This window comes from Lentimicrobium saccharophilum, from assembly GCF_001192835.1.
Lineage (GTDB): Bacteria > Bacteroidota > Bacteroidia > Bacteroidales > Lentimicrobiaceae > Lentimicrobium > Lentimicrobium saccharophilum.
The window spans coordinates 411,372-423,306 of sequence record NZ_DF968183.1; the positions used below are offsets into that span (position 1 = coordinate 411,372).

Annotated in this window: 12 protein-coding genes; 3 read left to right on the top strand and 9 right to left on the bottom strand. The window is 44.9% G+C overall.

The annotated features are described in order from the left end of the window. Window positions 1-127: 127 nt before the first annotated feature. Genes TBC1_RS13610 through TBC1_RS13620 form a run of 3 tightly spaced genes read right to left on the bottom strand, consistent with a single transcriptional unit; the run spans window position 128 to window position 3,810 of the window. A complete protein-coding gene (locus TBC1_RS13610; protein WP_062044009.1) occupies window positions 128-1,834 on the bottom strand; it encodes an acyl-CoA dehydrogenase family protein in 1,707 nt (568 codons plus the stop codon). A gap of 47 nt (window positions 1,835-1,881) precedes the next feature. Then, complete coding sequence (locus tag TBC1_RS13615) at window positions 1,882-2,904, bottom strand: electron transfer flavoprotein subunit alpha/FixB family protein (RefSeq protein ID WP_062044011.1); 1,023 nt, start codon at window positions 2,902-2,904, stop codon at window positions 1,882-1,884. Between the two features lie 33 nt (window positions 2,905-2,937). Continuing rightward, a complete protein-coding gene (locus TBC1_RS13620; protein ID WP_062044014.1) occupies window positions 2,938-3,810 on the bottom strand; it encodes an electron transfer flavoprotein subunit beta/FixA family protein in 873 nt (290 codons plus the stop codon). 298 nt (window positions 3,811-4,108) lie between these two features. On the opposite strand from TBC1_RS13620, the gene TBC1_RS13625 reads away from it, so the two are divergent. From TBC1_RS13625 to TBC1_RS13635, 3 genes are all read left to right on the top strand, one after another. Beyond that, the gene (locus TBC1_RS13625; RefSeq protein ID WP_062044018.1) at window positions 4,109-4,411 is read left to right on the top strand and encodes an energy transducer TonB; all 303 of its coding nucleotides are present in this window, start codon (window positions 4,109-4,111) and stop codon (window positions 4,409-4,411) included. 48 nt (window positions 4,412-4,459) lie between these two features. Next, on the top strand, window positions 4,460-5,629 hold the full coding sequence (locus TBC1_RS13630; RefSeq protein ID WP_062037726.1) for an IS256 family transposase: 1,170 nt from the start codon (window positions 4,460-4,462) through the stop codon (window positions 5,627-5,629). 75 nt (window positions 5,630-5,704) lie between these two features. Beyond that, window positions 5,705-5,923: a hypothetical protein gene (locus TBC1_RS13635; RefSeq protein ID WP_062044022.1), complete on the top strand. Its 219-nt coding sequence runs from the start codon at window positions 5,705-5,707 to the stop codon at window positions 5,921-5,923. A 5-nt stretch (window positions 5,924-5,928) separates the two neighbouring features. On the opposite strand, the gene TBC1_RS13640 is transcribed toward TBC1_RS13635, so the two are convergent. From TBC1_RS13640 to TBC1_RS13665, 6 genes are all read right to left on the bottom strand, one after another. Then, the gene (locus TBC1_RS13640; protein WP_062044025.1) at window positions 5,929-6,798 is read right to left on the bottom strand and encodes an enoyl-ACP reductase FabI; all 870 of its coding nucleotides are present in this window, start codon (window positions 6,796-6,798) and stop codon (window positions 5,929-5,931) included. Window positions 6,799-6,859: 61 nt separating this feature from the next. Further along, the gene (recN, locus tag TBC1_RS13645; RefSeq protein WP_062044028.1) at window positions 6,860-8,518 is read right to left on the bottom strand and encodes a DNA repair protein RecN; all 1,659 of its coding nucleotides are present in this window, start codon (window positions 8,516-8,518) and stop codon (window positions 6,860-6,862) included. Between the two features lie 55 nt (window positions 8,519-8,573). After that, on the bottom strand, window positions 8,574-9,473 hold the full coding sequence (porD, locus tag TBC1_RS13650; RefSeq protein WP_062044032.1) for a type IX secretion system protein PorD: 900 nt from the start codon (window positions 9,471-9,473) through the stop codon (window positions 8,574-8,576). A gap of 28 nt (window positions 9,474-9,501) precedes the next feature. After that, a complete protein-coding gene (coaBC, locus tag TBC1_RS13655) occupies window positions 9,502-10,698 on the bottom strand; it encodes a bifunctional phosphopantothenoylcysteine decarboxylase/phosphopantothenate--cysteine ligase CoaBC (RefSeq protein WP_082189634.1) in 1,197 nt (398 codons plus the stop codon). Between the two features lie 23 nt (window positions 10,699-10,721). After that, the gene (locus TBC1_RS13660; RefSeq protein ID WP_062044037.1) at window positions 10,722-11,054 is read right to left on the bottom strand and encodes a DNA-directed RNA polymerase subunit omega; all 333 of its coding nucleotides are present in this window, start codon (window positions 11,052-11,054) and stop codon (window positions 10,722-10,724) included. A 7-nt stretch (window positions 11,055-11,061) separates the two neighbouring features. Beyond that, a complete protein-coding gene (locus TBC1_RS13665) occupies window positions 11,062-11,871 on the bottom strand; it encodes an outer membrane protein assembly factor BamD (RefSeq protein WP_062044040.1) in 810 nt (269 codons plus the stop codon). Between the last annotated feature and the right edge of the window lie 64 nt (window positions 11,872-11,935).

Below are 11,935 nucleotides of genomic sequence, written 5' to 3' on the forward strand. Positions count from 1 at the left end.
TATTGAGTATTCCGGCTTAATTTTATAATCTTCTTCTATAACTCAGGGATAGATAATAAGTTGCGCAAAAAAGCCGTTGCATCGAACAACGGCTTTGCAAGCAGTGATTAAGGTTTGGTCCCGGTAATTACACCTGTTTAAAGGCGCCCAGGTCTTTGGGGTGACTCTGGTTGATAAAGCCGACTTTGGCTATATTTTCGGCACGTGCCATACGGATAAAGATATCGGCCGATTTGGTATAATCATCATTCCTGTTGGCATCGAGCAGCAACAGGTAACCCATGATGATATGACCGGCCATCTCAACCAGGCGGCGGGCATGGTAATCAAGGTATTCGGTGTCCTCAAACTCGTTGACTTTTTCAACCGTTTTTGCATACTGGTCGGTCATTTTTACTAGTACCGATTTCATATACTGCAATTCAGGTTTTACCTGGATTTCAGCATAGGTCTGCATCGCTTTGAGGTAAGCGCCATTGCCTACACCGCGGATGGCCGCCACAACCTGGAGTTGCGAGGTTCCCTCGTAAATGGTAGTGATACGGGCATCCCTGTAAATTCTTTCAACCGGGAAATCCTTCATGTATCCTGTACCACCGTGTATCTGAATGGCATCATAAGCAATCTGGTTGCAATACTCGCTGGAGAAAAGCTTCAATAGCGGTGTAAAAACATCAGCCAGTTTCAGATAATACTTGTACTCTTCACGCTCGGCCTGTTCAAGTTTCCTTTCGTGACCGGCAAAGGTATAAGCCTTGTAGATATCAACAAAACGGGCAGTTTCGTAGAGCAATGTCCGGATGGCATCAGTTTTCACCTTCATATTGGTGATCATCTCATATACGGCCGGATACTGGATAATGGCTTTGCCAAACTGTTCGCGCTCCTGCGCATATTTCAGCGCTTCGCGCCAGGCAGCCTCAGCAATACCCACCGATTGAGCTCCAACGCCCAACCGGGCCGAATTCATCAGTGACATTACATACTTGATCAGCCCCATCTTGGTATCACCAACCAGTTTTGCAGGGGCATTTTTAAAGACAAGTTCACAGGTGGGCGATCCTTTGATCCCCAGTTTATTTTCTATCCTTCTGATTTTAACAGCTTTGTGTTTGCGGTCATATACAAAAAGCGAAAGACCGCGCGCATCGGTGGTGTTGGGCTCAGAGCGGGCCAGAACCAGTGAAATGTCGGCATCTCCATTCGTGATAAAACGTTTTACGCCATCAAGGTACCAGATTCCTGTTGCAGGATCAAGGGTTGCTTTAAGCTGAACAGCCTGGAGATCGGAACCGGCATCAGGTTCTGTAAGGTCCATGGCCGCTGTCGCTCCCTGGTTGAAGCGGGGCAGGTACTCATTCTTGATTTCGTCAGAACCAAACTCATGGATGGTTTCTGCACAGTCCTGAAGTCCCCAGATATTGGCGAAGCCGGCATCGGCCCGTGAAACGATCTCAGCTGACATTACATAGGGAACAATCGGGAAGTTCAGCCCCCCGTATTCCCTCGGCAATGACATGCCAATCATCCCGGCTTTTACCAGTGCATCATGGTTTTCCTGCGTCCCGCGGGCATATACCACCTCATTGTCAATAAGCTGAGGTCCGTCATGATCCACACTTTCAGCATTGGGAGCTATGATGTCTCCCGAAATCTCACCTATGATCTCAAGCACCTTATCATAACTGTCAAGGGCATCTTCAAGGTCAAGCGGGGCATAATCATGCTGCTCTTTCTGGGTATAATTATGTTCTTTCAGTTTCACGATCTTTTCCATCAAAGGATGGGTAAGATGAAACTTAAGGTTCTCGTTGTCAGTATAAAAGTTGGCCATTTTCTTCTGAATTGCTTGTGATTACTGTAAATCTGCCGGATACCGGTTTACTTTGAATTTGCCTTGTAATACCTTATCATTTTAGGTATTACATCAGTAATACTGCCGATAATTGTATAATCGGCAATATGGTTGATGGGTGCATTGGGGTCGGTATTGATGGAGATAATCTGGGCTGACTGGTCCATCCCCGCCCTGTGCTGAACAGCCCCGGAGATACCACATGCAATGTAAAGTTTGGGCCTTACGGTTACCCCGGTCTGACCTATCTGCCTTTCATGTTCCGAAAAACCGGCATCCACTGCAGCCCTGGAAGCGCCAACCTGCGCACCCAAAACATCGGCAAGATCATAAAGCAACTGGAAGTTTTCGCGCGAACCAACACCATACCCACCGGCAATAATCACCTGCGCGTTTTTAATGTTGATTTTGCTCGCTTCCATGTGCCGCTCGATGATCTGTACCATAAAATCTTCATCCCTGAGCACAGCGGAAGCATTTACCTTCTTAACCTGTCCTTTATACTTAGGATCAAACACTTCTTTTTTCATGACCCCTTCCCTGACGGTAGCCATCTGAGGGCGGGTCTCGGGATTGATAATGGTAGCGATGATGTTTCCGCCAAAAGCCGGCCTGATCTGATACAGCAGATTCTTATATTCAGTCTGGGTTTTATTCTCGAAATGATCTCCTATTTCAAGACTGGTACAGTCTGCTGTAAGACCGCAACGCAGGGCTGAAGCGATCCTCGGTGCAAGGTCACGGCCGATGGAGGTAGCTCCGAATATTGCTATTTCAGGCTTTTCGTGATGGAAAATATGCAACACCAAAGAGGCATGCGGCAGCGTGGTATAAGGGAACAAACGATTGTCGTCAGCCACATGAACCACATCCACACCAAAAGGAAATACCTGATCTTCAATACGCTTCAGATCAGATCCGATTACAATTGCTTCAAGCTTTACGCCAAGTTCAGTAGCCAGCCTGCGACCCTTCGACAGCAACTCAAGACTTACATCGGCAATGGTTTTTTCTTCAGTAAGCTCGCAATAAACAAATATATTATTCACGGTTCTTTTCAATTTAAGGTTTACACTTCCTGCTTAACCAATTACATGGCTGTCGATCAGGTCTTTCATCAGGTTGTTGATATCCTCGTCGGAAGCAGATAAAACTTTTGAGTCTTTGTGCGCAAACACCACATTCTCAATTTTCTTGACTTTTGTGGGGGAACCTGAGAGGCCAAGCATGGTAACATCGGCATGCAGGTCATCTACCGTCCACTCGTCTATCTGAAGATACGGGCGCTGATCATAAAGTTCTGTGTAATCCTTGGTTTCATTCTGAAGTTCTGTTACGGTTCGGGCATGTTTGTACTTCATCAGTAACTTGGCAACCCTTTGCCGACAGGCAGGAGCAGAACTGTGCACGGTAACAGCCGCCGGAAGGGGTGATTTAACGACTTCTACTCCCCGCTCAAGTCTGCGTTTGACCACAATGTGTTTTTCACTTACTTCGGTAATCTCTTCAGCATAAGTGATTTGCGGAAGGCTGAGTTTTTCTGCAGTCTGGGGGCCAACCTGTGCAGTATCCCCGTCAATTGCCTGACGTCCCGATATAACCAGATGATATGGTTCCAGCTTCTTAACTGCCAGAGAAATGGCATAGGAAGTAGCCAGGGTGTCGGAGCCGGCAAATTTGCGGTCAGTAATCAGGTAACCCCGGTCCGCTCCGCGATACATGGCTTCCCTGATGATCTCTGCAGCCCTGAAAGGACCCATGGTCAGAATAATCACTTCGCAGTCCTTGCGCTGATCTTTAATCCTGAGCGCCAATTCCAGCGCGTTGAGGTCTTCGGGATTGAAAATAGCAGGAAGGGCTGCCCGGTTTACCGTGCCATCCGCTTTCATCGCGTCTTTCCCAACATTTCGGGTGTCAGGCACCTGTTTGGCAAGCACAATAATTCTGAAACTCATAGACTGGTTTTTAGTGAAATATGCATTAATTTAATTAGGTAATTTCTTTCATTTGAAATTCGTCCCGGAATGCAAAAATAGAAATTTGCCGATTATCAGCAAAACTATTATTTGAACTGTAGTTCACGCCTGAACTGGTTGTAAAGGAAAGACAAGCCTGTTGCCTGAGGCTTGTTTAACATGGCCTTGTAAAAGATATTGTCAACCGGGCTGTTCAGGATCCAGACTCCCTGATATCTTAACCTTTCCGTATCTGATGATATTTTTTGATAAATTTGTTGCTGAAGCTTCCTGAACCATGTCAGAAAAAAAGAAAACGGATAAGAAATTCGTTGCCGCACCTGAATATCCGGGTGGCAATGCGGCATTAAAAAAGTTTATCAACGGGAACCTCAGGTATCCTGAGGAAGCCCTCAACAAACAGGTTGAAGGTGTGGTACATGTCAGCTACACTGTTACCAATGATGGAAATGTGGAGGATATTCTGGTGAAAAAAGGGATAGGTTACGGCTGTGATGAAGAAGCGGTAAGGGTCATTTCATTGCTGAAGTATGAACCGGCCCATAACCGCGGCTTCGATACTATCCCAAAAAGTGTGTAAAGTGAGATTTTTCTAAATTTAAGGTTGCGAAACTTAAAAATTTAGAAGATGAAAAACCTACACTTTACACAAGAGCAAGTTACAAAGATTTTGGAAGAAATCGCCATAAAAGAGAATGGTTTACAGGAATTACAGAAGCTCAGCCTGGAAGCAATGATGCGAGCAGAACGAGAAGAACATAACGCCACAAATGGCGATATGAGTAATGGGTATAGACCTCGAAGGACATTTGGTCGGGGAAAAATTATTGAGCTTAGAGTGCCACGAAGCCGAAACGGGCAGTTTTACCCGATACTATTAAGCCTTTTACGTGATCAGGAAGAAGAATGCCGCAAACTTGCCTTTAATTTATATGGTGCTGGATTAACCACAGAGCAAGTAGGCCAGATATTTGGCGATATCTACGGAAAAGAATACAGCACAAGTCAGATAAGCCGCATGTTCGACTATGCCCGCAATGATGTACAGACATGGTTACAACGTCCTTTAGAGCCGTATTATCCCATTATAATGATAGATGCTACCTTTATCTATACCCGACGAATTGACCATGTTAGCAAAGAAGGATATTACACGATTTTGGGAGTCAGGGCCGATCGAACCCGGGAGGTGCTTGCAGTAATTAATTTCCCGACTGAAAGTGCCAATGCTTGGGAGGTCGTGCTACAGTCACTTAAAGAAAGAGGATTAAAAGAGATTGGGTTAATTGTATGTGACAGCCTTACTGCTATTGAGGATTCCATATGGAGACAGTTCCCGGAAACTGAGATTCAACTTTGTGCAATTCATCTGCAACGCAATGTAAACAAACACATTAAGCCTAAAGACAAAGCGCTGGTTGCAGAAGATTTAAAAGAAGTGCTGAGAACTGGAGATCGCAATGATACCGTTGAGAAAGGATATCAACGATGGCTAGAATTCTGCAGTAAATGGGGGAAATACTATCCGTCGATAAAAAGGATGGGAGAAAATAACCGCTATAAATTAAATTTCACCTACCTCGGATATGATTATAGAACCCATAATATGCTTTATTCTACCAACTGGATAGAACGGCTCAACAGAGACTATAAACGAACAACAAGAATGCGCGGCGCTTTACCAGGGCCAGATGCCACTATTCTTCTTTTAGGATATGTGGCTATGACCAGATCAGCATACCAAAGGAAGATCCCTAAGATTGATTATGAACAAAACAAATTTCACTGGGAAGAATGAATGGCAGCTCCACTTCGGCTACGCCTTCGTTCCGCTGCCATTCATTCTCAATTGAAACAAAAAAAATGAATACCTTTGAATTTAGAAGAAGAACTCATTACACACAAAAAGGGATACTACCGCGGCTTCAGGGTAAGAAGTACGCTGAGAACCAGAATATTTTTCAGGTTACCGGCTGCTCCCGTGCCTGTTATTGCCTATTCGGTCGTTAAGGAAAATGAGAAGCAAAAACCGGCCGGAAAACCGGCCGGAAATAATAGTTACGGGTATACCATCACCTTCGGTAAACCTTAAGTTATTTATAGTTCAGCATCCTGCCTGTTCAGGGGATTCTCCTGACATTCTTTACATTCAAGACTTTTATTGTACTGGGTCATGGCTCTGGCACTCATACCCATGCTGCTGAATCCGCCATCGTGATAGAGATTCTGCATGGTTACCTTTTTGGTCAGGTCAGAAAAAAGTGTAATGCAATAGTCGGCGCACTCATCGGCAGTGGCATTGCCTAGTGGTGACATCCGTTCGGTAAAATCCATCAATCCTGAGAAGCCTTTTACCCCCTGCCCTGCTGTTGTGGGCGTCGGAGACTGCGAAATGGTATTGATTCTGACATGTTTTTCACGGCCGTAAATATATCCGAAACTCCGTGCAATGGATTCCAGTACCGCTTTGGCATCGGCCATATCGTTGTATTCAAACAGGGTACGTTGAGCGGCGATGTAGGATACTGCAACTATAGAACCCCATTCGCGGATGGCATCCGTTTTCTTGGCCACCTGTATCATTTTATGAAAAGAAATAGCTGAAATGTCAAGGGTTTTGGCGAAAAAGTCGTAATTAATGTCGTCGTAAGGCAACTTTTTACGCACATTGGGCGACATTCCGATGGAGTGCAGCACAAAATCAATCTGTCCGCCAAAAATCTCCATAGCTTTGCTGAAAAGGTTTTCAAGATCGGTTACGCTGGTTGCGTCAGCAGCGATCATCTGAGAACCTGTTTTTGCGGCAAGTTCGTCCATATCACCCATACGGATTGCCAGAGGGGTATTGGTCAATACCAGCTCAGCTCCTTCTTCGTGCGCCCTTTCAGCTATCTTCCAGGCAATTGAATTGCTGTTGAGTGCACCGAAAATAATTCCTTTTTTTCCTTTGAGTAAATTATAAGCCATAAAATATGATTTGGTTCAGGCAAAAAGCCGATGTTATTCAGCAGTCAAACAAATTAAACCTTTATTTGTTTTTGAGCAGTTCGCGGGCAGTTTCCCGGGCGGCTTCCAGATCAGGATTACCACTGATCATCATGGCAAGCTCCGAAACCCTTTCATCGTTTTTCAATTTCACAATGGTTGAGAAAGTTTTCCCGTTTTCATTGTATTTATAAACCTTGAAATGTTCATTGCTTTTACCGGCAATATGCGGCAGGTGTGTAATCACGATCACCTGCATTTTTTCAGACATCTTTGTGAGAATGGCTCCAACCTTTGCAGCCACATCACCGGAAATTCCGCTGTCGATTTCATCAAATATAATGGTCGGAAGCAGGTTGTTTGAAGAAATCAGCGATTTTACGGCCAGCATCAGGCGTGAAAGTTCCCCCCCTGAGGCAATCTTTGACAATTCGTTTAGTTCACTGCCTTTATTGGCACTGAACATAAATCTGACCCTGTCGGTTCCAAACGGTCCGGGTTCCTGCAACTTGCTGATATCCAAATTAAATCCGGCATCTTTAATGCCCAGTTGCCGGATGGTTTGTAACACAGCCTCTTCGATGGATCTGGAAAATTTCCGTCTCTGAACGGCAAGTTCATCAGCCAGGCGGGTCAACTCCTTTCTGGTGTCGGAAATCTGTTGTCTCAGCTTTTCGATCTGTTCATCCAGGGAAGCAATGCCATTAATTTTTTCCTCAATCGCTAATTTCTTTTCGAGCAGTTCATCTGTTGATTTCACATGATGCTTATGCTCCAGGCTATATAGAAAAGCCAGGCGATCGTTGATTTCAACAAGTTTTTCGGGATTATAAACAGTGGCTTCATCCAGGTGGTTGACGGCTTCTGCAATGTCTTTAAGTTCAATGATGCAGGCGGAAAGCCTTTCAGTAAATGAACCTGCCTCCGGATGGTGCCTGCCCGCCTGCTGAAGCAGGTTGGCCACCTCATTCAACCTGCGGAGGATATTGTCCTCACTGTTGATCAGCATTTCTGCCGCATTGAACAGCCTGGCCTTAATCTCTTCGGCATGCCCGAGCACTTCCGCTTCCCGTTCCAGCAACTCCTGTTCTCCGGGTCTGAGCGCCGCTTTCTCCAGTTCATCAAAAAGGAAATTCAGATAATCCTGCTCTGTTCTGGCTTCCTGATTCTTTGTCAGCAATATTCCGAGATTCTTTTCCATCTCAATCAGAGATCTGAAAACCATCCCATAGTCAGCAAGCAGCGCACGGTTTCCGGCTACCGAATCCACCACAGACAACTGAAAGGCCGATTCCTGAAGCAAAAGTGTCTGGTGTTGCGAATGCACATCGATCAGCCGGGATGTCAACTCTTTGAGTTGATTCAGTCCGACCGGCGTATCATTGATAAATGCGCGTGACTTTCCCTGGGGGCTAATTTCTCTCCTGATGATGCAGGAATTGTCATAATCAAGGTCATTTTCACTAAAGAATCCTTCCAGATCACAATTTGTGATATCAAAAGTGCCCTCAATGCAGCATTTGGCTGTTTTATCAGGAAGGCTGAGATTTTCGGCCCGCTGACCAAGGATCAGGCCCAGTGCACCAAGGATGATGGATTTCCCGGCTCCGGTCTCTCCGGTAATCACAGAAAACGGTTCGCTGAAATTGATTTCCAGCGTTCTGATCAGGGCATAATTGGTTATAGAAAGGCGCGTCAGCATAAACCGGTTCAGGTTCGACGGGTAAATTTACAAAATCCGGCCTGATTTGCTAAGCTTATTTTGCAGCCTCAAGTATGCGCTGGTATTTAGAAGCACTGGCAGGATCGATTTCTTTAAGAATATTCACTGCTTTGGTTTTATCCATCGGTGATGCCTGAGAATAAATGTTTACCAGTTCATCACGTTTAGCCTCGAGGAAAAGCTGAAGAATAAACAATCCGGGCCGCTCGCGGTTAGCTTTGCGAAGCAGCTCCAGGCTTTCATTAATGGCTGCACGGCCTGCCTCCACATCATCTGCCATCAGGTCGAGCCCGAGACGGTGATAGCGGTACGAGGCTTCTCTTACCGATGAGTAGGTTGGATTGGTAAGGTTCTCAATCAGCCAGTACCTGTTTTTCTGGCCTTCAAATGCTTTCCAACCTTTCTCCCTGGCATTCTGTCCCATATTGACGATGTTCTGCGCCTTGGCAAAATATGGCGAGCCTCCATTCTTGGCAAAAGAATCACCGTCAAGCCCCAGATATAAATACAGGTAGTACGCTATGGTTGAAGTGAGGTTGGTAGTGAATACGTTATCAGAATACTCAAGTGGCTGGAATTCAACATATTTAAATTCAAAATCACGATCCAGATAATTTAACAGGGTTGTATTGTATGAAGATTTAAACACCGGGCGGCGAAGGGCGACATTGATTTTTCCCTTGAAATCTTCTCCTGATCGTTGCTCAATAGTGATAAGAATAGTTCCTTCAATCCTCTCTTCAGGTTTATAAATATAATTGGTCCACTTCCTGTTGTTTACAAAATCAAATAACTCCTGCTGTAACGTTTCAAAAATCTTCTTTTCGGTACCTTCAACCTGGGGAGAGGTAACCTGAACAGTAACATTGAATTCCTGGGCTTTAGCGCAAAAACATACCAGGATGAACAGGGAAATAACGATGATGTGTTTCATAGTTCGTTTTTAAATCCGGAAGGTTCTGCTATTGCCTTGCTGAAATGACATCCAGAATAACAGCGGCAACATCCTTTTTCGATTTCAGGGGCACCTCAGTTTCAACACCATCAGCCATGACAATGGTAACCTGATTGGTGTCGTATCCGAAACCGGCACCCTGATCGTTCAATGAATTAAGAACGATCATGTCAAGGTTTTTATTTTTCAGCTTACTCAGTGCGTTTGGTTTTTCATTGTCAGTCTCGAGGGCAAAACCAGCCAGAAATTGTCCTGCCTGTTTTTGTTTACCAAGCGTTGCAAGGATATCTGTCGTTTTGCTAAGTTCAATCGTTAATTTGTCGACTGATTTCTTAATCTTGACAGGCGCCGGATCGGTTACCGTGTAATCAGCAACCGCTGCAGCCATTATGGTGATATCGCTTGATTTGAACTCGCTGAAGCAGGCCTCTGCCATTTGTGCGGCCGATGTAACGCTGATCAAGTTGATTCCCGGATGAAGGGGTTTCAGACCGACCGGTCCGGAAACCAGCACAACCTGCGCTCCGCGGGCAGCTGCGTCCTCAGCCAGGGCATATCCCATCTTTCCGGATGAAAAATTACCGATAAACCTGACCGGATCAATCAATTCGTAGGTTGGTCCGGCTGAAATCAATACCTTCTTACCTGAAAGGTGATTACATTTTAAAAAAAAATCCCTGACAATCCTGAGAATTTCTTCAGGCTCTTCCATGCGGCCGGCACCGCATAATCCGCTGGCAAGTTCCCCTTCCTGTGGTGCAATCAGGTGATTGCCGTATGAAAGCAGGGTATCAATGTTTTTTTGGGTAGTCGGGTGATGGAACATATCCAGATCCATTGCCGGAGCGAAAAAGACCGGGCACTTGGCTGCAAGATAGGTTGTTGTGAGCAGGTTATCGGCAATGCCGGATGCCATTTTTGCCAAAGTGTTCGCAGAAACCGGCGCCATGATAAAGACATCGGCCCAGCGACCCCAGTCCACATGACTGTTCCAGCTGCCATCGGTTTTATCGTATGGCTCAATAAGGACGGGTTGCTGCGAAAGTGTTGAAAGGGTAAGGGGCGTTACGAAATCCTTTGCACAGGGGGTCATCACAATTTTTACCTCCGCACCTTCTTTTTTCAGAAGCCGGATAAGCAACGGGATCTTATAGGCTGCGATACTGCCCGTTATCCCTATAAGTATTTTTTTTCCCTTCAGCATCACAGGTGTTTATGTATCCGGAATTATAATTCCTGAGACTCGGTGTGCGGATTTCTGAAATAAACCTGATCATTCAGGAATTCATGAACAGCAATGAGGGTTGGCTTCGGCAGATGTTCATAATATTTGGCAATTTCAATCTGCTCTCGGTTTTCAAAGACCTCTTCAAGATTGTCGTTAGGCACGGCAAATTCGGCAATCTTTGAATTCAGTTCTTCTTTGATCTCAAGAGATATCTGGTTTGCACGTTTTGACAGGATTGCTACCGATTCATAAATATTACCGGTAGGTTCCATAACTTTGTGAATGTTGCGCGTTACAGCGACTGTATCGGTTTTTACTCTTTTAAAATCCATAGGTTTGTTATTGTAAATCTGACAGGTTGTTTAATTCTTTTAAAGCATTTTTCTGAATGCTCCTTAACTCTTTGAGGTAAGAAGACTCCGGAAAATTTGATGCAAAATTATCCACTGCATCGTAAGTGTGCTGAAAGCGTTCTTCCTTTTTGCTTTCAATACTTTTCTGAGCATAGGAAAAATAGGCTTTGGCTATGTGATACATAGCCATTTCGCGATAACGGGTATCAGGATAATCCTTGATAAGGTTTTCAAAGTTGATGATCGCCGCCTTGTAATCTTCCATTTTGTAATAAAGTGTCGCGATGTTAAGCGCCTTGGTTTCAAGTTTCAGCCTCAACTCATCAATCAATTCATTGGCCTGTCCAACCCTTTCACTGGATGGGTACTGATTTATGAAAAGCTGCAGGTCCTTGATGGCATCGAGGGTAACCACCTGATCAAGGCTTGAAGGCGGGGAATCCAGGTAACTGCAATAAGCACCCATGAAAGCCGCTTCTTCTGCATTCTTGCTGTTGGGATAATTCCGTGCAAACTGCTTGAAATAGTAGCTGGCCAGAATGTAATCGCGTTGCTCATAATGCGCATAGGCATAATAAAAAGCAATTTTTTCTGCGCGCTCCGTTCCCCTGTAAATCGCCTGTAACTGATCGAAGAGCTGAATGGCACGGTAAAAGTCTTTTTCCTCATAGTAGGCAATAGCCCGCTCATATTTCTCTTCATTGTCGGTGCTCTTGAGCAGTTTCTGGTATTTGCTGCAAGAGGTAATCACAATGAACAAGCCGGATATCAGAAGAAAGATGCTTTTTCTATTCATGGCGCAAAAGTAATTATTTTCAGGACACAATGAACGCCCTGTCAGCATATAATATTATCAAGCA